This is a genomic window from Pseudoalteromonas shioyasakiensis (assembly GCF_019134595.1).
Taxonomy (GTDB): Bacteria; Pseudomonadota; Gammaproteobacteria; order Enterobacterales; family Alteromonadaceae; genus Pseudoalteromonas; species Pseudoalteromonas shioyasakiensis_A.
This window is the reverse complement of sequence record NZ_CP077770.1, coordinates 3,542,947-3,567,199: the sequence shown is the minus strand read 5'-3', so window position 1 is coordinate 3,567,199 and position 24,253 is coordinate 3,542,947. Positions and strand designations below refer to the sequence as shown.

Genomic DNA, 24,253 nt, shown 5'->3' with positions numbered 1-24,253 from the left:
TTATTTCCACAAATCAGGGTCGTGATTTTTGGGAGACGAGCGTTCTAAAACTTGTGCAAAGCGGTTGGCAAAAATACCTAAGTAGCCCCAAGCTGCAAAGAATAAAGCCACTGCTAGTATGACTAGGCCAATTAATTGAAATAGTGGGGGCCCATAATAACCTATGGCAATAAAAATCACGGCTAGCACAAACAGTGCTAGGCCGCGAAGAAAGCGTTTTAAGCTTAACTTGGGATCGCTACCTAAGCGAAATACCCATTTTTTAAGCATGCTTTAGATACCGGTTAGTAGTAAGAGTGTTCACCAGATTGGTGATCAGTAATGTCTCTTACACCGTTGATTTCGTCAAACTTGGCGATCATTTCTTTCTCGATGCCTTCTTTTAGTGTGACATCAATCATTGAACAACCGTTACAGCCACCGCCAAATTGCAGTACCGCGATGCCGTCAGCAGTAATTTCTACTAGGCTAACTTGGCCGCCGTGGTTAGCGAGCTGTGGATTCACTTCGGTTTCAAGCATGTGTTGAACACGTTCTTGCAGTGATGCATCGTCGCTAAGTTTACGTGCTTTCGCATTTGGCGCTTTAAGCGTTAACTGAGTACCCATTTTGTCAGTTACAAAATCGATTTCAGCTTCTTCTAAGAAAGGGGCGCTTTCTGCATCAACAACGGCATCAAAACCATTGAATGGTAGACGAATATCAGTCGCTTCAACGGCGTCTTCTGGGCAGTAAGAAACACCACACTCAGCCTGCGAAGTACCTGGGTTTACTACAAACACACGAATGTTTGTTTGTTCAGCTTGGTCTGCTAAAAGTTTAGCAAAATGAGATTGTGCAGATTCAGAAATAGAGATCATAAAACGGACTATACTTGACTAAATTACTCGGATACTGTGTATCATACTCCGCTCATCGTGTTGTCGCCAGTGTTGAGCGTAAAAAGTTGCATCTATTTTATCGAATGGTAGCGTTAAAACATCAAATAATTACGGGTGCTATCTATGCGTTTCATAATAACAATATTAACCATGCTAGTGAGCGTTAGCGCATTAGCAAAACCTCTTTCTTATTACTTTGAACAAGATGTGAAATTCGACCCAAGTATTCCAACTCCTGAGCAGGTGTTAGGTTACGAAGTGGGTGAGTGGCATGTACGCCACGATCAGCTTGTGCAATATATGCAAATTCTTGCTGAAAAAAGTGACCGAATGAACTTTAAAGTAATCGGTCGCACTCATGAGCAGCGTCCACTGGTGATGCTAACGGTTACAGCGTCAGACAAACTTGGCCAAGTTGAGCAAATCCGCAAGGCGCATTTGGCTCGCCTAAATGGTGAAGCGAGTGACTCAAGCAAACAGCCAGCGGTTGTATGGATGGGTTACAGTGTTCACGGTAATGAATCATCAGGCAGCAATGCATCGTTACTTGTTGCGTATTACCTTGCAGCTGCGCAGGGGCCAGAAATCGACGCCTTACTTAACAACACGGTTATTTTACTCGACCCATCATTAAACCCAGATGGCTTAGCGCGTTTTGCAAATTGGGCAAACAGCAACCGTGGCATGAAGTTATCATCTGATCCACAAACTCGCGAGCATATCGAAAGTTGGCCAAGTAGCCGTACTAACCATTACTTATTTGATTTAAACCGTGACTGGTTGTTACTACAGCACCCTGAATCACGTGCACGCATTGCACAGTTTCACCAATGGAAACCGAATATCCTAACTGACTTCCATGAGATGGGCCCAAACAGCACATACTTTTTCCAACCGGGGATCCCAACTCGTAAGCACCCAATCACGCCAGACGAAAATGTCACGCTGACTAAAGCAATTGCAAACTATCATGCAAAGACACTTGATGAGCACAACGCACTTTACTTCACTGAAGAAAGCTTTGATGACTTTTACTATGGTAAAGGCTCAACTTACCCAGACGTAAATGGCGGTGTAGGCATCTTATTTGAACAAGCGAGCTCGCGTGGTCACTTACAAGAAACTATCAACGGCCCGTTAAGCTTCCCGTTTACGATTAAAAATCAGCTATTAACTAGCTTATCGACGTTCCAAGCGGCGATTGATAACCGTACAGACTTACTTGATTATCAAGCAAAATTTTACAACAAAGCAGTTGATCTTGCTGGTGATGAAGACTTTAAAGGGTATGTAGTTAAAGGCGGTGCTGATCAAAGCCGCATGCAATACTTCCTTGATTTACTGAGACAACATCAAATCAATGCGTACATGTTAGAAGAGCCGCTAAAAGTAAACGGTCAAAGCTTTTCTGAGCAGAGCTATTATGTGCCATTAGCACAGCCACAATTTCGTTTAATTAAAGCGATTTTCAGTGAGCAACAGCGTTTTGTTGATAATACGTTTTATGATGTATCTGGCTGGACACTTGCTCATGCCTTTAATTTAGAATTTGCAAAGGTAAGCAGCAACTGGGGCTTAAATGTGGCTAAAATGCCTTGGCAGCAAAGTGTTAAGTCAAGCTTTGCAGCATTACCGCAAAGCTATGCCTATGCATTCAAATGGGATGACTACCTAGCGCCAAAAATGCTCAATAGCTTACTTGAGCAAGGTGTGAAAGCGCGCGTGGCATTAAGCCCTCTTACAGCAAAAACACCATCAGGTGAAATCGCTTTTGAACCAGGTAGTATTCTTGTTCCTGCTGGCCTGCAAACTGATAACAACTGGGTTAGCTATTTAAATCAAGCACAGAATGAGTTTGGCATTGAAATCACGCCAATTAGTTCGGGCTTAACGGTGAAGGGTGCTGACTTAGGTTCTCGTGCAATGGCGGTTGTGAAAGCGCCTAAAGTATTACTCGTGGGTGGCCAAGGAACTAGCCAGTATGAGCTTGGTGAAGTGTGGTATTACTTAGATCGTTTTGTTGGTACCGCGCCAAGCATTATCGAAATGGAGCGCTTAGGTAACATCGACCTTGAAAACTACAGCCATATTATTTTAGCGCACGGAAATTTCAATCGTCTTGATGATGCGACTAAAGTGGCTATTAAATCGTGGGTTCGTAAAGGCGGTGTTATTTGGGGTCACAAAGGTGGTGCTAAGTTCTTAGCTGATCAGCAGCTACTAAAAGCAAACTACTTATCTCGTCGCGATGTAGCGAGTGCCTTTGATACAACAGGACTTACTTATGCTGATAAAGATGACTTAGCAGGTCGTCAGCGGATTGCCGGTGCAATTTTTAATACCTCAGTGGATTTATCTCATCCACTTACGTATTCGCTGAACCGAAATACATTACCTGTATTTAAGAATAGCACTTGGCTGCTTGAGAAATCAGACTCACCTTTTGTTAATGTGCTTACTTACACAGATAAGCCGCTTTTAGCTGGCTTTACTGATGACGTAAACGTAGAGCAAGTAGCGGGTGCTGCTGGCCTAATTGCGCATTCATATGGCAAAGGCAGTGTAATAGGTATGACAGATAACCCAGTGTTCCGTGGTTACTGGTACGGTACGAGCCGATTACTGAGCAACGCCTTATTTTTTGGTAATGCCTTTCATGCTTCAGGTGATAAGTAATCACAATTAATCATAATGCAGGTTGCCTAACCCCGTTAGGCAAGTGAGCATAGCCCATACTTGCTTTGCCCCTGCACTTTTTATGGCTTCTGTCGCAGCATTTATGGTTGCGCCAGAGGTCATCACATCATCAATAATCGCCACAGTTTTTCCTGTTAAATCTTGCTGACAAATAAAGGCATTTTGTAGATTTTTAACTCTCTTCGCTTTGCTTAACTGTGATTGCGCTTTGGTTGCTTTTTGCTTGTAAAGAGCTGAGCTAACAGTACATTGCTGGTTTTTCAAAACAGGCAGCCAAGTTTGGCTTACCTGATTAAAGCCGCGCGCTAAAAAGCGTTGATTATGCAGTGGCAGCACAATAAAAAGATCAGGCCAAGTTACATTAACCTGACGAGCGATTTGCAACTGTTTGTCTATCACTTGTATAAGTGCCACACGAAAAAACTGCTGGTCGTTAAATTTCAATTGCTTGAGCCAAAGTTTAAAAGGTGCTTGATACCACGCACAGGCAATTAAATGATCAAAATTACTATCAGGAAATGCATCACAGATATCGGGTCTGTGTAACAGGTTTGGGTGGCGTGTAAGGTCAAATAAATTAAGGTCATCTAAACAATACTGACACAAAGCTTGATTAGCCTGTATGTGATTCTGGCAGCTAATGCAAAAGTTGGGGAAGAGTGCGTCTAGCCCTAGTTTTAAGGCATGGGGTAAGTGAGACATTGCATTCATTCCTTTAAACGCTATTATGAGCGCTAAGTGTGGTTGGGAAATACAAAATATGCAAAATGAGATGGTGCTATTACATGGCTGGGGAATGAACCAAGGGGTTTGGCAAGTGATCAAACCTGAGCTTGAGTTTTTTCATGATGGTGAAGTCCGATGCCTTGATTTACCTGGCTTTGGTAACGCACAGTCTATTCCCACACCTTACACTTTGCATGCTGCAGCTGAGCAACTAAGTACACAGCTAAATGAAAAGTCTATTCTTGTTGGCTGGTCGTTGGGCGGGCTTTTTGCCTTGTATATTGCAGCACATTGGCCTGACAAAGTAGCAAAGGTTGTGTTGGTTGCCTCAACACCCTTTTTTGCGCAAACTGACGAATGGCCGGGTATCAAACCTGACGTATTAAATGCATTTAAAGATCAGCTAGTTAGTCACAGAGAAAAAACGATAGAACGGTTTTTGGCGATACAAGCAATGGGCAGTGAATCAGCACGGGATGATATTAAGCAACTTAAAGCACTTTTAAACCAATACCCAGCGCCTCAAGAGCAAGCTTTAAGTGCGGGCTTAGACATTTTACAACAGGATGATTTGCGTGAGCTATTCGCTAACCTTAGCGTACCTGTGCGTGGTATTTTCGGTCGCTTAGATTCGTTGGTACCTTATCGTGCGATTGAAAAAATGCATGCCATACAGCCCCAGTTTGAATACGAAGTTTTAGATAAAGCCTCACATGCGCCTTTTATATCTCATAAAGCGGCATTTATATCAGCACTGAAATCAATGTGTTAAACAAAACTCGCTGAGAGGCCAGAAAAATAGCGGGATTTAGCTTTATTTTGCTCGTTTTATGAGCGATACTTAAAGGGTAGATCTCACTGTTGGAGGGTGTTATGCCAATCAGTTCTGTTTTTAATAATGCGGTAGAAGGTTATAACCGTGCAAGCCAAGGCATCGAAAAGGCGAGCGCTGAGATTAGCCGTGCCTCAATAGATCAGCAAGATGATGCCCAATTAGCTCAACAACGCCAATTACAAGCGGCAACTCCAAATGAAGCTGTAACTCCGCCAGTTTCACAACCTGCCCCAATCGATGAGTCGCTTGTTAATTTAAAAGTTGAAGAGTTTAATGCTAAAGCCAATATCAACACGATTCAGACTGCTGATGAAGTGCTCGGTACATTAATAGATATTAAAGTTTAGTACTTATGAATATCGTCACTCCGTTTCCTTCGATTAATATCAACACGGCGAATGTACACACTGAAAGTGCTCGCCGTGATAATCAGTTACGTGAAGTGATCCCACCTCCTGCTGCTACTAAGCCGAGTAACGCAGAAAATAAAACCCTGAATGATGGCGACAAAACCAAGCAGCCAGGTTCTGAGGCGGGTACGTATGATGCTAAAGGTCGTCTTGCTGAAGACAAAGTGATTGAAGAGCGCCAACAAGGTAGCGAACAAGGCGAGCCTGAACAATCAGAGCAAGAACAGCAAGAAGCTAAACAAGAGCAGCAAAAAGAGCAAAAGGTTGCTGAGCAAGAGCAACAAGACGCTGAGCAAATTAAAGAGCTAAAAGCCCGCGATACCGAAGTGCGTATTCATGAACAAGCGCATGCGACGGTTGGTGGTCAATATGCAGGCTCGCCAAGCTATGAGTATCAACGCGGCCCTGATGGTACAAACTATGCTGTGGGCGGCGAGGTGCAAATTGATGTTGCTGAAATTAAAGGCGACCCAAAAGCTACAATCGAAAAAATGCAGACGGTGCGTGCAGCTGCGCTTGCACCACAAGAGCCTTCAAGTGCTGACCGCTCAATTGCTGCCGATGCCACACAAAAGCTTATGTCAGCGCAAGCTGAGCTTGCCAGTCAATCAGCTGATGTCGATGCTGACTCAGGCAATTCGACTTTCAAAATAAACAGTGATTATGCCGAAGATAGCGCTACTCAAACCAGCGAAACCAAAACAGCAAAGCGTGATGTTGAAGTAGACGAGCGCGCAGCACGTATTGCTAATTTTTATCAAGCGGCAACCTCGCCCACTAACCAAAACCAGTTCTCTGCCTTTATTTAACCCTCTTAAATAAAAAACCGCGTAAGTGAAAACTCACGCGGTTTTTTCGACTTATACCTACAGCCTATTATTTTTTCACTTTTGCATTGGCAAATGCATCTGCAAAGGCATTACCCATGGCAACATTGCCAAATTCGCGTTTTTGCTTAGGTGCACTTTTCGCTTTCGCAGCTGGCTTAGGTTTGCTAGCTGGTGCGGCTTTCTTACTGGTATCAACATCATCGTCTAAACGCATGGTAAAGCTAATACGTTTACGAGCAGCATCTACTTCAACTACTTTTACTTTTACAATATCGCCAGCTTTAACCACTTCACGTGGATCAGAGATAAACTTGTTAGTAATCGCAGAAATATGCACTAAACCATCTTGGTGTACGCCCACATCAACGAAGGCACCAAAGTTAGCAACGTTAGACACTACACCTTCTAAAATCATACCGGGTTTTAGGTCGTTAATGGTTTCAACACCGGCTTTAAATTCAGCTGTTTTAAACTCAGGGCGCGGGTCACGACCTGGTTTATCAAGTTCTTTGATAATGTCGGTAACCGTTGGTAAACCAAATTTTTCGTCTGTGTAGTCGTTCGCAACGAGCTTGTTTAGGATGTCAGAGTTACCAATTAGACTATTTACATCTAAGCTGTTCTTCTCGCAGATACGCTTAACAACAGGGTAGGCTTCAGGGTGAACTGACGAGTTATCAAGAGGATCTGTGCCTGTGCTGATACGTAAGAAACCGGCAGCTTGCTCAAATGCTTTTGGCCCTAAACGTTCAACTTTTTTAAGTTCAGAGCGTTTGCTAAATGAGCCATTTGCATCACGGTAGCTAACAATATTTTGTGCTAAGGTTTTGTTTAAGCCAGATACGCGAGTCAGTAGTGGCACCGACGCCATATTTAAGTCTACACCTACTGAGTTTACACAGTCTTCAACCACGGATGTTAGCGTTTGACCAAGTTGGCTTTGCGATACATCGTGCTGATACTGACCTACACCGATTGATTTAGGCTCAATTTTTACCAGCTCAGCAAGTGGATCTTGTAAGCGGCGCGCAATAGACACAGCACCACGTAGTGAAACATCAAGGTTAGGGAATTCATTAGCGGCAAACTCAGATGCCGAATAAACAGAAGCGCCTGCTTCACTAACCATCACTTTATTAAGTTTAAGCTCAGTGTTGGCTTTAATCAGTTCAGCTACTAATTTGTCAGATTCACGTGAAGCCGTACCATTACCAATAGCGATTAGCTCAACTTTATGCTGGCGGCATAATTGCTCAAGAGTACGAAGCGATTTGTCCCAATGATTTTGTGGTGCGTGCGGGAAAATCGTTTGTGTTGTTAACAGCTTGCCTGTGCTATCTACAACGGCAATTTTACAACCAGTACGTAAACCAGGATCTAGACCTAACGTGGTACGTGGACCTGCTGGAGCGGCCATTAATAAATCTTTTAGGTTCTTAGCAAAAACGTCAATTGCGCCGGTTTCTGCTTTTTCGCGCATTGCACCTAAAAATTCATTCTCAAGGTGAAGGCTTAACTTAATTTTCCATGCCCATTGCACTACGCCCATTAACCAAGCGCTTGCTGCAGAATTGCTAACATCTAAGCGATAATGATCGGCAATCATTTGTGCACACACTTGCGCCGGGTTTTCTGCGCTTGGCTCTGGGTTGATACTAAGTTGTAATACGCCTTCATTACGAGCACGAAGCATAGCAAGTGCACGGTGTGATGGTACTTTCTTAAGCGGTTCTTGATGCTCGAAGTAGTCGCGGTACTTTACACCTTCATTTTCTTGGCCAGCAATTACAGTACTTTCAATTTGACCATGTTGTGCGATATGACTACGGAATTTAGCTAGCAGTTTGGCGTCTTCAGCAAAGCGTTCCATTAAGATAAATTTAGCGCCATCTAACACCGCTTTATTATCTGCAAAGCCTGCATCAGTATTAATGTAGTCACTTGCTTGTTGTTCTGGGTCGAGACTTGGGTTGTTAAATAGCGCATCGGCAAGCGGCTCAATACCCGCTTCAATGGCAATTTGCCCTTTTGTACGACGTTTAGGTTTGAAAGGCAGATATAAATCTTCAAGCTCAGTTTTACTGTCAGCGTTATTAATATCAGCACTTAGCTCGGCTGTTAGTTTGCCTTGCTCTTCAATAGTATTAAGGATAAAGCTACGGCGTTCTTCTAATTCACGTAAATACGATAAGCGCTGTTCAAGTAAACGTAGTTGCGTGTCATCTAAGCCACCAGTTACTTCTTTACGATAACGGGCGATAAAAGGAACTGTGGCACCTTCATCAAGTAATTTGATTGCAGCAACAACTTGTGGTTGCTGGGCACTTAGCTCTGTTGCTAAGCGTGCAGAGATATTGCTCATGCATAAACCTTTTTAAAAATAGAAAATCAGTAAAACTGAAGATTAATTGCCTGAATAATATCACAATAAGAAGGCCTTAAAAGCACTGCTTTTAAGGCCTGCAAAAATAGTCTTACACAACGCAGATTTTAACGCTTAGTGCGGGTGATCAACCTGCTGTAATACTTCGCTAAAGCCATTAGCAATTGGGTTGATATTAACAGGGATATGTAATTTTTTAGCGATCTCTCGAGCAGAAATCAAACCACATATTTCTTGTTTAGCACTGGTTACTAATAAGAACATCATACCTTGGTGTTCCATGGTTTGCAGTGCATCGCCAATACTTGCGTAGCTGATGCTTTGCAGGCTCACACCAGCTAAGCTGCTAAGTGGCGTCATTACATCGTGTAAGGTAATTTCGTCACGGTGTAAGTTCAAGCGCTGTGCAAGGATCATTATTTTTGAGCTTTGCAGATCAGCACTAGAGGTGATACCGAGTAGTTTATCTTCGCTATCAACCACTAAAATAAAATCTGAGCAACAGCTATTTGTTTGCTTTAGAGCATCAACAATAGTGGTGCCGTAATGTGCACGTAAAGGGTCTTTTTTAGTAAAGCTATTAAGTACTTTTAAAGCTGGAGAAGTGAGATCTAGTGTTGGCTCAACTTCATTCACTGCATTAGATAATGCGCCATTAGAGATATCTTGAAGACGTAATTCTTTGAAATTATTCATTTTGGTCACCATACATTTTAATAAAACTGAAATAGAAAATTTGAGTTAATTAAAAAGCAGGTGGCCCTCGCTGGTGCGCGCTATAAACAGACACCTTATTACAAGGGTGAACATACGAAACCACACGTGCATCTGGCAGTGGTTGGGCTACATTAGCAACGAACGCAGGTGTATGTTTATCGAGGTCGGTATCTAAGTTGGCAGGGTCTGCACTATCACACGCAATAAAGTGAGCGGTTGGCGTAACACTGTCTGAATGGCTCTCTATATCACTGGCATAAGATATCAAACTCACACTAATTAATAGTGCGAATACAATGGCATTACTCATTATGCGTTGTATTGCGTTTGACATATTTACTACCTTCTAAAACTCAAGTAATGATTTATCTTGAGTAACTTTAGTTATAGATCACATTTTTAGACTAAACAATCACTAATTAACGCTTTCTGAATTTTCTGGCAAAAGTTATTTCGCATCAGGATAAGTTATCTCGTTGATATACCATTCTTTTGCGCCTTCAGGCGTGATCACCGAAAAGTCATCATCTACCTGTTTGCCTAGTAGCGCTCTAGCCATAGGTGCATCAATCGAAATGTAATCTTTGCGCTCGTAAATTTCGTCGGGGCCGACAATACGAAAGCGCTTTGTTTCGCCTTGCTCATTCTCAATTTCGACCCAAGCACCAAAAAACACTTTACCAGCCTGCTGTGGGTTGTAGTCAACAATTTTAAGATCTGGCATGCGTTTACGAAGATAGCGTACACGGCGATCTATCTGTCGTAAAACACGTTTATTAAATTGATAATCGGCGTTTTCTGAACGGTCGCCTAAGCTTGCTGCCCAAGTAACAATTTTGGTAATTTCAGGGCGCTTTTCATGCCATAAGTAGTCATGTTCTTGTTGTAATTGCTGATACCCTTCTCGGGTTATTAAATTTGTCTTTGCCATTTTATTCAGCCTAAAAAGAAAACCAGCCGCAAGGTATAAAAGTCTTTTACCTTTGTCGAGTGGGATTTTGAAATGTTCAGTAACAATCTAAGCGCGTAATTCGTTTTTTATTCTTAACTTTTTCATTTATATTAATAAGTAACATATTACAAAAAGAATGAAAGTTATGGGACACGAAACGACAAAAGTATTGGTTGTTGATGACGATATGCGCTTACGTAGTTTGCTAGAGCGTTACCTTGTAGAACAAGGCTTTATTGTTCGCTCAGCAGCAAATTCAGAGCAGATGGATCGCTTATTAGAGCGCGAGAACTTCCACTTGATAGTATTAGATTTAATGTTACCAGGTGAAGATGGTTTATCAATTTGCCGTCGTTTACGTCAAAAAGAAAATGACATTCCAATTGTAATGCTTACAGCCAAAGGCGATGAAGTTGACCGTATAATCGGTTTAGAGCTTGGTGCTGATGATTACATTCCTAAACCATTCAACCCACGTGAACTGTTAGCGCGTATTAAAGCAATTTTACGTCGTCGTGCTAAAGAAGTGCCAGGTGCGCCTGCTGCCGAAGAAAACGAAATTAGCTTTGGTGACTTCACACTAAACCTTGCGACCCGCGAAATGAGCCATGGTGATAAAACAATGTCGTTAACCAGTGGTGAGTTTGCGGTATTAAAAGCATTAGTGACTCATCCTCGTGAACCGCTTAGTCGCGATAAACTGATGAACTTAGCGCGTGGCCGAGATTACAGTGCGCTTGAGCGCAGTATCGATGTTCAGGTTTCACGCTTACGTCGTATGATTGAAGTGGATGCTGCTAATCCTCGTTATATCCAAACGGTATGGGGCTTAGGCTACGTATTTGTGCCAGACGGTGAAAAATAACAGTAATGGGCATGTTTCCACGTAGTGCGTTTGGACAAACGGTGTTTTTGGTTGCGGCCCTGCTGTTAATCAATCAAATTGTCTCTTATATCACGGTTAGTTTTTATGTTGTAAAACCAACTATAGAACAAGTAAACCTGATCCTTTCGAAACAGGTGAAAACCGTGTTTATTGAATGGGAAGAAGGGGTTGAGGTAAGCAAAGAAGCCTCTGACAAGTTTTTTGAGATCACCGGTATCGAAGTGATGACCCAGCGCCAAGCTATGAGTGAGGGGTTGGCTGAAACTCGCGAGTACTCCATGCTATCGCGCAGTATGTCGAAAGAGCTCAATGGCTCTGCTCGGGTACGAATTAGCCAAACCGATCCACTTGTTTATTGGGTTGAAGCACCGCAAGCACCGGGTTATTGGGTACGTGTGCCGCTCACAGGCCTACAAGAAAACAACCTAAAATTCTTAACCTTTTATTTATCGAGTATTGGCTTTTTAAGTGTGCTCGGTGGTTGGTTGTTTGCCCGCCATCTAAATAGACCTTTAAAAGCACTGCAACAAGCCGCTGTTAAAGTAGGGGTAGGTGACTTTTCTACCAAATTAGAAGAGCAAGGCTCTACTGAAGTCATTGAAGTAACCCGTGCGTTTAACCAAATGTCGCGTGGCATTGCTGCCCTTGAGAATGACCGGCGATTATTAATGGCGGGTGTTTCCCATGACTTGCGTACGCCGCTTACGCGTATTCGCCTTGCCACCGAAATGATGTCGGACGATGAAGATTATCTGCGTGAAGGGATCATTCATGATATTGAAGACATGAATGCCATTATCGACCAATTCATTGAATATTTACGTCACCACAAACGTGAAGAACTTGAGCTAGAAGACTTAAACGCGATTGTTTCAGAAGTTGTCGAAGCTGAACAAAAACATCACCGCACTATTACCTTTAAAGAGAATCCGAGCTTAAGCGAAGTGCCAGTGAGTATGATTGCAATAAAGCGTGTTGTTACTAATATGATTGAAAACGCAATTCGCTATTCAGATGGTGATATAGAGGTTGAAACCCGCGTGAGCAGTAATAAAAAGTTTGCCATGGTAGTGGTTAACGATCACGGTCCGGGTATTCCTGAAAGCGAACTTGAAACTGTATTTGAACCGTTCAAACAAGGTGATGCGGCACGAGGTAGTGAAGGCAGTGGTTTAGGTCTTGCGATAATTAAGCGCATTGTTGATATGCACGGCGGCCGAGTACAACTACTTAATCGCCCAGAAGGTGGTCTCAGTGCGCAAATCTATTTGCCGTTTTAAAAGTATTCAGCTTTAAGCCTTAACTATAAGTTATAAGTTTCAAGCAGCCCGAGTGGGCTGCTTATTACCGCTAGGATTGTGGTTGGCCATAAATTTGTTCCGCGCGGTTGAATAAGACCCACGAGGTTAAAATATACTTATCATTTGAAATTGGCTTATTACCACGGTGCGTGTGGGTAAAATAGCCCGGTGCTACGACCATAGAGCCTTGTTTTGGTGATATTTTTCGTTGTTGATAGTAAAACTCAGTTTCACCACCTTCTTCTACATCATTTAAATAGAACATAAATAACAGCACGCGATGTAGGGCTTCGTTGTGGCCCGCTTGCGGATATACCTCGCTATGCCAATAAGGGTAGCCACCTTTATTGATATCGTATTTCTGTGCTTGAATTGGACCCATGCGGAAAATTTGCTGCACGAGTAATGGCAATTGTGGTTTGCCGACTTCTTCAAAGTTATCCTGTGTTAAGTCAACAGGTTTGCCTGTTTGCGGGTGGTAAACCTTTAAACCAAAGGCACCAATCATCATAAAAATATGCTCTTCAAGGTATTTGAAGACGTAACCCGCAGTCGTTTGTTGAATATGCTTTAGTTGCTCAGCGTATTCTGGGTGGTTATTAAGGTATAAATCGCGGCTGTCTTTTTTCGCTAAATCTACTCCGCCTGAGGTAATGCCTTGTTTTAAATGCGGGCTTTGTTCAAATACCGTGATAAAGTTGTCGCAAAATTCTTTGCTGAGGGCGTTTTCGTATACGCGAATAAAGTCCGTCATGAGCTACCTTTAGTTTATATTTTTTATAGGGTTACTATGTTTACTGAAACTATCACACCACGCTTTAGCGAAACAGATGTGCTAGGGCACATCAACAATACCGTACTCCCTGTATGGTTTGAAGCCGCCCGAGCGCCTATTTTCAGGTTTTTTACGCCCGATTTAAACCCTTATGAGTGGAAACTGATCATTGCTAAGGTTGAAGTAAGCTTTGTAGGCGAGCTGTTTTATGGTCACGATGTCACAGTAAAAACCAGTGTTGAGCACATTGGCTCTAGTTCATTTGTACTGCGCCAAGAAGCTTGGCAGCAAGATAACTGCTGTGCCGTTGGTAAAACCGTACTAGTACGTTATGACTTCGCCAATAAATGCTCGCAAAAACTTGATGGGCAAGAAAGGGCTGACCTTACAGCGCATTTAATCGCTGAGGAATAAGCCATTTTTTGCCGACATTTATGAACGCTTGGGGTAAAATGCGCCTTCATTATTTTGACTGAGTAATTTTGGGTTACACGCAATGCTGTTAATGATCGATAATCTGCATGAGTATCTAGCGTGGTGTATAAACGTCCAGTAGTTACAAGTCATTTAGTTGATTACAAAACGTTTTTTTCCTGTAGCGTTTATTGCGTTCTAGCACCATCTTGATAAATTGCGGGTATGAATGCGGGTATGAATGCGGGTATGAATGCGGGTATGATTCTGGCCATACCCGTACTATCTTTAGTTACTGAGTGCATAGTGTTGAGTATATGATGCTCTGGTATTTATCCAGTTGGTGATATCCTGCTCCTTCCACCCCACAGCCCTTTGTCCAAGCTTGATGTTGAGCGGAAATTCTCCAGTCTTCATGAGTGCATAAATTGAGCTTCGACTGAAACCAGTTAACTCAATAACTTGGGGTAAACGTAAAATTCGATTATCCATGACTAACTCCTAATGTTTAATTCAGGAGTATTATGAAGTGTGAGGAGAACCAGTGCAGGTCAGCAAGATGCAAAAATTCATCACTTAATCAATCGACCTCCAGTGCCTTAGATTCGATTTCATCCAAATAATCCGCCCACCATTGCATCATCTCTCTGCGCTTAGATAGATGCTGAGCATGGTTATAAGCTTTTACTACAGAATTTCGTTCGGCATGCGCGAGTTGCCTCTCAATAATTTCGTGTGGCCATTCGTGCTCATGAAGCACTGTTGATGCCGTACCCCTGAATCCATGCGAAGTAATACGGGCTTTATAGCCCATGTACTCTATGGCTCTATTTATCGTGGTGTTGCTCATCGCCGTATTTGCAGTAGAGCGATTTGGAAAAATAAAACCAAATGGCCCTGTAAAAGTTTTAAGCTCTCTTAAAAGTTGCATGGCTTGTTTGGATAATGGTACGACATGAGGCTCCCGCATTTTCATACGTTCGCCAGGAATTCGCCATATCGCATTTTCTAGATCAAACTCATCCCAAATTGCAAGACGTAGCTCGCCGTTTCGAACAAAGGTAAGCAGTAGTAACCTCAATGCAATTATGGTTTGTCGCATTCCTCGTTCTTCATAGGCGTTTAACGCTCTCATAAAACCGCTTAGTTCTGGGCCTTCTAAATGAGGATGATGCCTGACTCTCGGTCTTGTAATAGCTCCTTGAATGGGGGCTGCCGGATCGTATTCAGCCCTTAATGTTACTACTGCATACCGGAAAATTGCTCCGCACCATTGCTTTACAAGCAATGCAATTGAAGGTGATCCTTTCTTACCTTTTCTTTTATCAACACCTTGTTTCTCTATTTTTTGGACAATTACCAAAATATGGGCTGATTCAACAGACTTGATTGGCAGCTTGCCAATTGACGGAAACACATAACGCCGTAAATTGATTTCAATCTGGCGCTTGTAGTTTTCGGACCACTTGGACTTATTCTTTTCTATCCACTCATGAGCCAACGCTTGAAAGGTATTAACGCTTTCCCATTCGTTTTTAACCTTTCGAGACTGTCTGATTGTCGTTGGATGTTTACCTTCTTTTACTAGTTCAGTCGCCTCTTGGCGCTTAATTCTGGCTTCACTAAGGCTAATTGTAGGATAATCACCAATTGTAAAAACTGTTTCTTTCCCAGCAATGCGATACCGGTAACGCCATTTTTTTGCTCCTGATGGTTTAACTTCTAAATACAGACCTGCGCCATCGGTTAATTTTTGTATTTTTTCGGTAGGTTTGATATTTCTGCATTTTGCATCTGACAACTTCATAAATACCCCCCTAATTAGTCAAACCGAAGTTTTGATTTTAATGATTGTTTACGTGATTCTGCTTTGGGTTCTGGCGCTGTACTCACAGAAGTAATTTCAACTTCTGGAGCATGGCCATCCACCGGTGCAGATGACGTGGATAGATTGGGTTGGCTCATGTGAATTAAGCCAAAGGTGGCCAGCATCCGCAGGCGCTCAGCGCGTTCCCGTGGCGGCGTCTTTTCTAATTCTTTGAGCAGTTCAGGGTGGCTCCCTGGGGGAATGTTGACGACGACTCTCATGATCACGCCCCATAAAACCAGAAGCCTCGGACATTCGCCAAAACCGGCTGTTCCGGCACGATAATCTTGCTTCGTGAAAAAATCTCCTTGGCCGCTTCCTTATAAGCCAAGGCTCCACCTCCGGCGATCAATACCAAGTCCGCATTAATGCTTTCGTCACGCATGGATTGGCGCATGGCTGTAAGAGCGACAGGCGCTACCTTTTTCATGGCAGCATTCAGATAAGGTGAAATATCGACTTTTTCTCCAAATAGCAGCACCTGCAAGTCGCCGGTTCTCATGGCTTTTTCAAGTCGATCCATTCCGACTTTGGCACCGTGATCTTCCGAAATCAGCTTATCAATGGTTTCCAGTAGCACGGACATCGCCTGAAGACTGGTTCCTGATGAGCTGTAGCGAATTTCTCCGGCCTCAAGGGCAACCCAGTCAACAGAAAAGAAGCCGGGATCGATGACGACGACGCGACCTTCTTCAATCAAGCCCAAATCACCACCTGTTTGAACCAGATCCATGTAGGCACCGGCAGGCTGCGGCAGCACTTTGACGTCATGAACAGTGATGCTGCGCTTAGGTGTCACTTGATGGACACCTTTTAAACGCTGCACAAGGTCAGACTTACGTTGTGGTTCATGAAACTGGGAAACCGGTAATCCAGTGACAACCAAATCGATGGAGTCAGTTTCAGCCATTAACAAGGCGGCATGAAAAAGCGCCTTATAGGTCTTTGTGGTGGGATACTCCGGGTGAAGCTCTCGCTCCCAGCCTTGAAGGCGTCCAGCAGGCACTCCAGCGGCCCAACGCTCATTATCGACAGACACATACAAACAAGTTTCATCATCGCCTCCACCGATACGCTCCGGCATACGATCCGCAGGACCGGCACCCGCAGGCAGAATAATGGTTTTCGGTTCACTGCCTGATTGGCCAATTGCCAGCTTCAGGTTTGAGTAACCGATATCTACGCCTAGTACAAACATACTTATCTCCTGTGCACTCAAAGTGCTCTAACGGTTTTCAACTAACCGCGCTGTTCACGCTTGGGCATGTCCAAGTGCTCTGGCGGTTCACTCAAATGTCATTATCAGGATTCGGTGTACTGGCGGTGGGCAGAAAGGTGACAAATCCTTTCATCTATCTGCCTATTGCATTTTCGCAAAAGTATGAGAATAGGCTCTGTTTGGCGGCGGATGACTGAGCCAAAAAAATCGAGACGCCAAACGTCGTTTGCATTCTGGCCTGAACTTGCCAAACGGTTTGTATTTTCATGGCAATACGTCTTTTTAGGCGTTTTTAAGTAAAATCGGCCTGTATCCCTTGTCAGGTATGGGATTGCGCGAGTTGATTTATATCGAGACGCCAAACAGTGATTGTTACGGCAGTTTTACGTTTGGCGTTTCGATCCAAAAGCCAAACGGATAGTGGTTTTGGCTTTTGGGGTTAATTGGATGGGGAAATTGGTTTGGTAGAAATCGTCAATGAACAATGGAAAGCAGAGGTATCAGATTTACTTCAGCAAGAAACGGACAGGCTAAAAGCACTGGCACGAGCTGAAGTTGATGACTTTTGGGTTACCCATTACAAGGTTCGCGAGAATGCGCCCTTTAAAGACTGGGGGCTGCTTGGTGTCCGTATCAGAGACTTTAAGTATGGCTTTGGCATAGAGTGGTATATCAACAGCTTTCACGGTCAACGAGGCAAGCGTGTAGTCTTTAGTAAAGGGCTGCGTATTTCAAAGACGAAGCTGAGATACGCATTTTTGGACTGCCAAGGTTTGGCCAAAGAATGGGAGCTAGCGCTGGCCATGGAGAAAGAAGAATTCTTCAGTGATATTCGACGCCAGGTTGATAAGCTCAACATGCTGCGTCGCAGAGTGAATGTCTATTGAGTTAACTGCGCTACTTCACTCGCGGCAACTGGTCCCAGCGTGTTGTGTAGGCGGGAGACAAATGCTCTCGCTTCATCGACCAATCTTTCTTCGTACCTTGTCCAGCAAAGAAAACCTTTCCGGCACCACTTTGGTTAATGGTGTCCAATACAGACATTAACTGTTGGCTATTAGAGCGGGTCGATACGTCATCGAATAGTCCTGGTTGAAACATGCCTGGATCGTAAAAGTCAGACAGCATGACGCCCGCTTTGGCATAACGAAAACCATCCTTCCATATCCGCTTGAGTAAGTGATTGGCCAGTTCGATAAAATCTCGTGTATCGTAACTGGGGATCAGCAACTCGCCCGATGCAGAGTTGCTGTATTGCGGTTCGTTGTCCTTAAAGGGGCTGGTACGTATGAACACGGTCAGCACTTTGGCTTGCTGCTGTTCTTTGCGAAGCTTCTCAGTGGCGCGGGTAGCGTATTCGCATACAGCTTCACGTAACAATTCAAAGTGCGTTACTTTTACGCCAAATGAACGGCTACAGACGATTTGTTTCTTAGTTGGCGGGATCTCTTCAAGCTCAATGCACGACTCGCCATTGAGCTCTCTGACGGTTCTCTCTAAAACCACCGAAAACTGGTCTCTGATGGCTCTAGGAGAGGCATTGGCTAGGTCTAAGGCTGTGGTGATACCCAACGCATTTAAACGCTTAGAAAGCCGTCTACCAACTCCCCAAACGTCATCAACCGGAACTAATGCGAGTAATCGACGTTGCCGATCAGGATTGGTCAGGTCTACAACGCCCTGAGTGGCTGGATACTTTTTGGCGGCATGGTTTGCCAGTTTGGCGAGTGTTTTAGTCGGTGCAATGCCTACACAGACGGTGATCCCAATCCAGTTACCTATCCGCTCTCGCACTTGTTGTCCGAACTCGACAAGGGATATGGCAGACTCAATACCGGTTAAGTCCAAAAACGCTTCGTCAATGGAGTAAACCTCTACTCGTGGCGCCATCTCTTCCAAAGTGCGCATCACTCGACTGCTTAAATCTGCATACAGCGCATAGTTGGACGAAAAAGCCAAAATGCCATGACGCTGTATTTCAGCTTTGATCTGAAAGGCGGGTACGCCCATTTTAATACCGAGTGACTTGGCTTCACGCGAGCGTGCAACCACACAGCCGTCATTGTTGGACAGCACCACAACTGGCGTATCTTTTAAATCAGGACGAAACAGCTTCTCACAACTGGCGTAAAAATTGTTGCAGTCCACCAAGGCAAATACAGGCATGGGATAGTCACGACTTGCGGCGCATGTTTCGCACTACATTGGTGACCACACCAAATATCTCTAACTCAGTCCCTTCAGGAATATGGATAGGTTCATATGCTCGGTTTCTTGGGAGCAGCTTGACGCTCGGCCTCAGTTGAAGCTCCTTTACCGTGAGTTCACCATGGATACCCGCGATGACAATGTCACCGTGTTCTGCTTGGACAGAGCGATCAACCACCAAAATATCATCTGGGTGAATCCCGGCATCAATCATTGAATCACCTTCAACACGTACAAAGAACGTTGCAGCCGGTCGCTTGATGCACAGCTCGTTGAGGTCGAGCGTTTGCTCAACATAATCCTGCGCTGGTGAGGGAAAACCAGCAGAAACACGTTCCATGAACAATGGGATACGAAGGCGCTTGGCTTTGATGAAGGCAAGTGCGCCGCTACGGCCTATCAGCGAGACACTCATGACGAACCTCGAAAAATCATAATTAATACTGTTTGTTTATACAGTATCTAATGCTATGCTGATTTCTACAAGTAAAATTGTAGGTAAAACTGTAGTTGTTCGAGTAAGACGTTGTGTCGTGGGTGATTTCTTTTTTGTGGTGAAAAACTTGATGTGGGGGATCGCTCGCCCTCGTCAAAGCCTGCAAGGCTTGGACAATACTGCTTCTGCCTACTGCTCTTGTTTCTGTTACTGATCCTGTTATTGCTACTGGTTAACGCATGGGTCAAGTAACCGTCAAACAAGGCTTGTTGAACCCTTTGCAAAGGATTTAAAAACAGTTAGTAAAATTCTGCTTCGTATTGAATTTACTGGCTTAAAGCGAAGTCAGGAGCATCATTAAAATGCTCAGTCGAACTCAGTTCAAGCCTTTTGCAACCGTTTGAAAAGGGGTTGGCTAAGCCATACGTAAAGGGTATCGGTAAGGGTTACCTAAACGGTTTAGCTAAGACTTTCTGAAAGGCTTAGCCAAAGCCTTCATACATGGGTTCACCCAGTAGAAAGATTAAAAAAACGCTGAGGTATCCAAGGTGCATTTTGTACAAACGCGTTTATAAACGAACAGGGCACAATGAAATAACCCAAAGCGAACAACAGAATTGAAGAGGAACCATCAATGACAAGAGCCCCTGCGCCATTTCCGCTAGAGCGCCTCGCGGATATCCCAGAAAGACCAGAAGATTTTAGATTGCTGGAGCGTATTCCATTAACGCGTGAGCCGCAGTCCTGGCCACTTGAACTTTCTCCTATGGTCGGCGATGAACAGCCAATGGTGCTGCTCGATACAGAGACAACCGGACTGTCTGCCGATGACGAGTCCATTATTGAGCTTGGTATGGTTAAGGTGCTTTACAGCCCCTCGGCTAAGCGGATTGTATCGATTGTTGATGTGATCAGCTTGTATGAATATCCCGGCAAGCCAATCCCCGAGCTGATTACCGAGTTAACCGGTATCACCGATGATATGGTGCAAGGCCAGCGCATTGATGATGCACTGGTTGCGAGTTGGTTATCCGATGATCCGCTGGTGGTTGCGCATAATGCACAGTTTGATCGTCCTTTCTTTGAAAAGCGGTTTGCTGCATTAGGTCATCTATCTTGGGCCTGTTCAGCCAGTGGCATAGATTGGAAAGCACTGGGTTTTGAAAGTCGGAAACTTGAGTATCTGCTGCTTCGCTTAGGTTGGTTCTATGAAGGACACCGAGCTGCAACCGATTGTTTGGCGATGGCCTGGTTGTTCTATTTGTTGCCCGAGTCCGTTGCAAACTTGTTGTCTGAAGCAGACAGGCGAACTGTGTTAGTTCGTGCGTTTGGTGCGCCGTTTGACGTAAAGGACTATTTAAAAGAGCGCGGTTACCGTTGGCATGACGGTGTTAAAGGTGCCAACAAACATTGGTGGCGCGAAATCAGCGAAGACGAGTTGGCCCAGGAACAAACTTACCTGGATGATTTGTATCATCGTGGTTCAGAACATGCCCACTATGACTACAAAGATGCCCGCAATCGATTTAAAGCCTTATCATAGCCCCTTGCATATTTGAAAACCTCTGGAAAATGGAAAGTGAACTCATGGTTTAACCAACAAGAGGAATCTTTCCATGTACCAAGACACCTACATTGAATACTGGGGCGAAATCTTCATCTCTGCCCGCATCATTGAATTTGGCATCACATTCGAGCGCTTTCTTAAAGATCCATGGAAGCACTTGATGTCCTGTGGCCAAGAGTCTGCTCCAGACGCGATTGCTGAATTCACGGCTAAATAACAGTGGGTTCACTATCATAGAGAACATTGACGACCGTCTAGATGTCAATGTTCTGTGTTTTGGTGAAGAGTTTGTTGGTTTCTGATTTGATCATGTAGAAGGCTTAAAGGATAAGCTTCATAATCGTGTTGAAAGAATAGAATATTTTGATAAATATATTGTGAGCCCAATTAGTGCCCATCTAATAGTCAGTTTAATGGCAAGTTTAAAGCGTGCGATAGGTGATTTTATTGCTGAAATCATGACTGCACAGCCGAAGCAGGATCATAGAGGGCGCAGTCCATATTGCGTTGCTGACAATTTTTACGATGATGGATCTCTAGCTGATTTTATTAACACTTTAGGAAGACAGCTGAACTTGGAGGTTTATAGTGAGGTTTGTGAACCACGAAATATGCCACATGGCAGGTCTCTAGTTATTCATCTGTCGGACACTTCAATCGTAAAAATAATCTTAGATCAGGGCATGGGTTATTGGACGAGTCGAAGGGCATATTCACGTGAGCGTTTCGATTTTTCTGATGTGAACTATGAAGCGACAGAAGCCTGCAAATGGAACTTTACTGTAAAATCAGCTGATCATGACAGTTATATAGTAGTTCAGCGATAGGTGTTAGTTCGTTGTAGCTCAATTGGTGGGTGGTTCAGGTAAAATGAGGGTGTACTAAAAGATATAGTTTATTTGAGTCTAATCAACCGACAACACCAGATTGAACCTTCACACTATCGTGTCGGAGGTTCACTATGTTCAAAAACCTATTTTTTCAAACCAAAGCACTACCAGAGCTGTCATTGCAACCGGACACGGAAATTCCACGCTATCCGCCATTCCTGAAGGGGTTGCCAGCTGCATCACCCGAGGATTTGCAGTCCACACAAGACGAGCTAATTGCCAAACTTCGCCAGGTACTTGGCTTCAACCAGCGTGATTTTCAACGGTTGATTCAGCCCTGCATTGATCATCTGGCTGCGTATGTCCACTTGCTGCCAGCTTCTGAGCATCATCATCACAGTGGTGCTGGTGGTCTATTTCGTCATTCGTTGGAAGTTGCTTTCTGGGCGGCACAAGCAGCTGAAGGGATCATCTTTGTTGCCAGTGGCACCCCGGTTGAAAAAAAAGAACTGGAACCAAGGTGGCGTGTTGCGGCGGCATTAGGCGGTTTGTTCCATGATATTGGTAAACCCGTTTCAGACCTGTCCATCACAGACGAAGATGGACGCTATCAGTGGAACCCTTTTTTAGAAACATTATCTCAGTGGACCAATAATAATAGCATTGAACGTTATTTTATTCGCTGGCGCGACGGACGGTGCAAGCGGCACGAGCAATTCTCAATTCTGGTGTTAAACCGGGTGATGACACCTGAGTTGCTCGCCTGGTTAACTCAACCTGGCCCTGAAATTTTGCAAGCCATGCTAGAAGCGATTGGCAATACCGATCCCGAGCATGTCCTGTCTAAATTGGTCATTGAAGCCGACCAAACCAGTGTCCAGCGAGACCTGAAGGCTCAACGCATTTCCGTTGACGACAATGCCCTTGGTGTCCCAGTCGAACGCTATCTACTTGATGCCATGAGGCGATTACTTGCCAGTTCCCAGTGGTTAGTCAATCAGCGAGACGCCAGAGTCTGGGTACGAAAATCGAATCAATCAACCCATCTTTACCTGGTTTGGAAAAGCGCGGCTAAGGACATCATTGAGCTATTGGCCAAAGACAAGATACCTGGCATCCCAAGAGATCCCGATACCCTTGCGGACATCCTCATTGAGCGAGGATTAGCCACGAAATCCGCCTCAAATGAGCGATATGAAAGCCTTGCCCCTGAAGTGCTGATCAAAGACGACAAGCCAATCTGGCTACCCATGCTGCATATATCTGAGGCCGATTTATTGTTCAGCTCGAATGTACCAAGTAGCGTGAGACTGTTCAGCAAACCTGAGTGGGAAGCAACACAGCAAACACAAGCAGAGCCTCAGAGTCGTTCCAGTGAGCATTCAGACTTGCCTGAAGAGTCATCATCAATCGATCACAGCAATTCAACTGAGTCACCATCGACAAAATCGTCCGAACAAGATGATGAACTTCGTCATGCCAGTGATGTTAATCACCTTCAGGCAAATGAAAATGTTCCGGGTGATGGATATGAAAAGCCTAACAATTTAAATGATGGCGCTATCTCAAATAACGTAATCCAGCACGTTGCAGAGGCATTGAATCTACCTGAATCTTTGGCGTGGCTCCCAGAAGCCAGCAGTGCGCTGGTTGTGGTTGGTGAACAGATACTGATCCGCTATCCCGATGCCGTAAGGCCTTGGTGTGCTCCTCGAAAACTGCTTGCTGAACTCAGTCAATTAGATTGGCTTGAATTAGATCCCGCAAACCCAACACGTAAGGCCAGAACTGTGACCTCGAATAATGGCGTTCAGGAGCAAGGGTTACTGCTGAAGGTATCGATTTCAAAAGTGCTAACTGCACTGATAGACCTCTCCAAACAAGATGCAGAACCGGCGGCAGCTATTCAGAACGAAGAGACTTCACTGCGTCCGAGTCGAATTAATACAAGCAATGCTCAAGCAAAAGAGCCCGCCACAACAGCGGTGCGTAAGCAAAAGCCGATTGCGGCCAATGCGAACTTAAGTACAGACCCTAAACACGCGCAGCGCCAACAGATGGTTAATTTTGTGAAAGATTTGCCCATCTTACTGACCGATGGCGATTACCCAGACGTGGATCATAGTGCCGATGGTATTCGCGTCACGATTCAAACCTTACGCCAAGTCGCCAATGAGCATGGCATTCCAGCCGGACAACTGCTTCGGGGGATCTCGGCCAGTGACCAATGCCAGTTTGATGAGGGGGAAACGGTTCTGTTTACCGCTCACGCTAAACGTTAATCCATTTGAAATTAAGCGGATTGCAAACGGTTATTTG

At 44.3% G+C, this 24,253-nt stretch carries 26 protein-coding genes; 12 read left to right on the top strand and 14 right to left on the bottom strand.

Annotated elements, in window-relative coordinates; genetic code table 11:
* Positions 1-270, bottom strand: coding sequence for a hypothetical protein (locus tag KQP93_RS16505; RefSeq protein WP_217875254.1), 270 nt, complete (start codon positions 268-270; stop codon positions 1-3).
* A gap of 14 nt (positions 271-284) precedes the next feature.
* The gene (gene nfuA, locus KQP93_RS16500) at positions 285-860 is read right to left on the bottom strand and encodes a Fe-S biogenesis protein NfuA (RefSeq protein WP_054554437.1); all 576 of its coding nucleotides are present in this window, start codon (positions 858-860) and stop codon (positions 285-287) included.
* 144 nt (positions 861-1,004) lie between these two features.
* Here nfuA and KQP93_RS16495 point away from each other — a divergent pair, with 144 nt between their 5' ends.
* On the top strand, positions 1,005-3,557 hold the full coding sequence (locus KQP93_RS16495) for a M14 metallopeptidase family protein (protein WP_217875253.1): 2,553 nt from the start codon (positions 1,005-1,007) through the stop codon (positions 3,555-3,557).
* Positions 3,558-3,563: 6 nt separating this feature from the next.
* Here the strand turns inward: KQP93_RS16495 and KQP93_RS16490 are convergent, their stop codons facing one another.
* On the bottom strand, positions 3,564-4,280 hold the full coding sequence (locus KQP93_RS16490) for a ComF family protein (protein ID WP_217875252.1): 717 nt from the start codon (positions 4,278-4,280) through the stop codon (positions 3,564-3,566).
* 58 nt (positions 4,281-4,338) lie between these two features.
* Between KQP93_RS16490 and bioH the strand changes: the two genes are divergently transcribed.
* From bioH to KQP93_RS16475, 3 genes are all read left to right on the top strand, one after another.
* Entirely contained in the window at positions 4,339-5,076 is a 738-nt protein-coding gene (gene bioH, locus KQP93_RS16485) for a pimeloyl-ACP methyl ester esterase BioH (protein WP_217875251.1), read from the top strand.
* Between the two features lie 101 nt (positions 5,077-5,177).
* Positions 5,178-5,486: a hypothetical protein gene (locus tag KQP93_RS16480; protein WP_054554434.1), complete on the top strand. Its 309-nt coding sequence runs from the start codon at positions 5,178-5,180 to the stop codon at positions 5,484-5,486.
* Between the two features lie 5 nt (positions 5,487-5,491).
* Positions 5,492-6,358: a putative metalloprotease CJM1_0395 family protein gene (locus KQP93_RS16475; RefSeq protein WP_217875250.1), complete on the top strand. Its 867-nt coding sequence runs from the start codon at positions 5,492-5,494 to the stop codon at positions 6,356-6,358.
* Positions 6,359-6,425: 67 nt separating this feature from the next.
* Here KQP93_RS16475 and KQP93_RS16470 read toward each other — a convergent pair whose 3' ends face one another.
* From KQP93_RS16470 to greB, 4 genes are all read right to left on the bottom strand, one after another.
* Entirely contained in the window at positions 6,426-8,741 is a 2,316-nt protein-coding gene (locus KQP93_RS16470) for a Tex family protein (protein WP_217875249.1), read from the bottom strand.
* Between the two features lie 135 nt (positions 8,742-8,876).
* Positions 8,877-9,458 (bottom strand): CBS domain-containing protein, encoded by a 582-nt coding sequence (locus KQP93_RS16465; RefSeq protein ID WP_062564797.1) that lies wholly within the window; start codon positions 9,456-9,458, stop codon positions 8,877-8,879.
* 49 nt (positions 9,459-9,507) lie between these two features.
* The gene (locus tag KQP93_RS16460; RefSeq protein WP_054562854.1) at positions 9,508-9,813 is read right to left on the bottom strand and encodes a hypothetical protein; all 306 of its coding nucleotides are present in this window, start codon (positions 9,811-9,813) and stop codon (positions 9,508-9,510) included.
* 114 nt (positions 9,814-9,927) lie between these two features.
* Positions 9,928-10,410: a transcription elongation factor GreB gene (greB, locus tag KQP93_RS16455; protein ID WP_217875248.1), complete on the bottom strand. Its 483-nt coding sequence runs from the start codon at positions 10,408-10,410 to the stop codon at positions 9,928-9,930.
* A 166-nt stretch (positions 10,411-10,576) separates the two neighbouring features.
* Here greB and ompR point away from each other — a divergent pair, with 166 nt between their 5' ends.
* Together ompR and envZ are read left to right on the top strand one after the other, a co-directional pair.
* Entirely contained in the window at positions 10,577-11,296 is a 720-nt protein-coding gene (gene ompR, locus KQP93_RS16450; protein WP_054554428.1) for an osmolarity response regulator transcription factor OmpR, read from the top strand.
* 5 nt (positions 11,297-11,301) lie between these two features.
* Positions 11,302-12,597 (top strand): two-component system sensor histidine kinase EnvZ, encoded by a 1,296-nt coding sequence (gene envZ, locus KQP93_RS16445; protein ID WP_217875247.1) that lies wholly within the window; start codon positions 11,302-11,304, stop codon positions 12,595-12,597.
* A 70-nt stretch (positions 12,598-12,667) separates the two neighbouring features.
* Here the strand turns inward: envZ and KQP93_RS16440 are convergent, their stop codons facing one another.
* On the bottom strand, positions 12,668-13,372 hold the full coding sequence (locus tag KQP93_RS16440; protein WP_054563475.1) for a 2OG-Fe(II) oxygenase: 705 nt from the start codon (positions 13,370-13,372) through the stop codon (positions 12,668-12,670).
* A 36-nt stretch (positions 13,373-13,408) separates the two neighbouring features.
* Here KQP93_RS16440 and KQP93_RS16435 point away from each other — a divergent pair, with 36 nt between their 5' ends.
* Positions 13,409-13,807: an acyl-CoA thioesterase gene (locus KQP93_RS16435; protein ID WP_217875246.1), complete on the top strand. Its 399-nt coding sequence runs from the start codon at positions 13,409-13,411 to the stop codon at positions 13,805-13,807.
* 288 nt (positions 13,808-14,095) lie between these two features.
* Here the strand turns inward: KQP93_RS16435 and KQP93_RS16430 are convergent, their stop codons facing one another.
* From KQP93_RS16430 to KQP93_RS16415, 4 genes are all read right to left on the bottom strand, one after another.
* Positions 14,096-14,299 carry a helix-turn-helix transcriptional regulator gene (locus KQP93_RS16430; protein ID WP_217875245.1) on the bottom strand — a complete coding sequence of 68 codons (204 nt, stop codon included), beginning with the start codon at positions 14,297-14,299 and terminating at the stop codon, positions 14,096-14,098.
* An 88-nt stretch (positions 14,300-14,387) separates the two neighbouring features.
* A complete protein-coding gene (locus KQP93_RS16425; protein ID WP_217875244.1) occupies positions 14,388-15,614 on the bottom strand; it encodes a tyrosine-type recombinase/integrase in 1,227 nt (408 codons plus the stop codon).
* A gap of 14 nt (positions 15,615-15,628) precedes the next feature.
* Positions 15,629-15,895, bottom strand: coding sequence for a hypothetical protein (locus KQP93_RS16420; RefSeq protein WP_064663272.1), 267 nt, complete (start codon positions 15,893-15,895; stop codon positions 15,629-15,631).
* A gap of 2 nt (positions 15,896-15,897) precedes the next feature.
* A complete protein-coding gene (locus KQP93_RS16415) occupies positions 15,898-16,872 on the bottom strand; it encodes a ParM/StbA family protein (RefSeq protein ID WP_217875243.1) in 975 nt (324 codons plus the stop codon).
* 482 nt (positions 16,873-17,354) lie between these two features.
* Here KQP93_RS16415 and mobI point away from each other — a divergent pair, with 482 nt between their 5' ends.
* The gene (gene mobI / locus KQP93_RS16410; RefSeq protein ID WP_440590086.1) at positions 17,355-17,780 is read left to right on the top strand and encodes a conjugative transfer protein MobI(A/C); all 426 of its coding nucleotides are present in this window, start codon (positions 17,355-17,357) and stop codon (positions 17,778-17,780) included.
* 10 nt (positions 17,781-17,790) lie between these two features.
* On the opposite strand, the gene umuC is transcribed toward mobI, so the two are convergent.
* Both umuC and umuD read right to left on the bottom strand, forming a co-directional pair.
* Positions 17,791-19,059 carry a translesion error-prone DNA polymerase V subunit UmuC gene (umuC, locus tag KQP93_RS16405; RefSeq protein WP_217875241.1) on the bottom strand — a complete coding sequence of 423 codons (1,269 nt, stop codon included), beginning with the start codon at positions 19,057-19,059 and terminating at the stop codon, positions 17,791-17,793.
* Between the two features lie 7 nt (positions 19,060-19,066).
* A complete protein-coding gene (gene umuD, locus KQP93_RS16400) occupies positions 19,067-19,516 on the bottom strand; it encodes a translesion error-prone DNA polymerase V autoproteolytic subunit (protein ID WP_217875240.1) in 450 nt (149 codons plus the stop codon).
* A 655-nt stretch (positions 19,517-20,171) separates the two neighbouring features.
* Here umuD and KQP93_RS16395 point away from each other — a divergent pair.
* From KQP93_RS16395 to mobH, 4 genes are all read left to right on the top strand, one after another.
* Entirely contained in the window at positions 20,172-21,080 is a 909-nt protein-coding gene (locus KQP93_RS16395; RefSeq protein ID WP_217875239.1) for a 3'-5' exonuclease, read from the top strand.
* 73 nt (positions 21,081-21,153) lie between these two features.
* Positions 21,154-21,321: a hypothetical protein gene (locus tag KQP93_RS16390; RefSeq protein ID WP_217876817.1), complete on the top strand. Its 168-nt coding sequence runs from the start codon at positions 21,154-21,156 to the stop codon at positions 21,319-21,321.
* 196 nt (positions 21,322-21,517) lie between these two features.
* The gene (locus KQP93_RS16385) at positions 21,518-21,931 is read left to right on the top strand and encodes a hypothetical protein (protein WP_217875238.1); all 414 of its coding nucleotides are present in this window, start codon (positions 21,518-21,520) and stop codon (positions 21,929-21,931) included.
* Between the two features lie 134 nt (positions 21,932-22,065).
* The gene (gene mobH, locus KQP93_RS16380; RefSeq protein WP_217875237.1) at positions 22,066-24,216 is read left to right on the top strand and encodes a MobH family relaxase; all 2,151 of its coding nucleotides are present in this window, start codon (positions 22,066-22,068) and stop codon (positions 24,214-24,216) included.
* Positions 24,217-24,253: the final 37 nt, after the last annotated feature.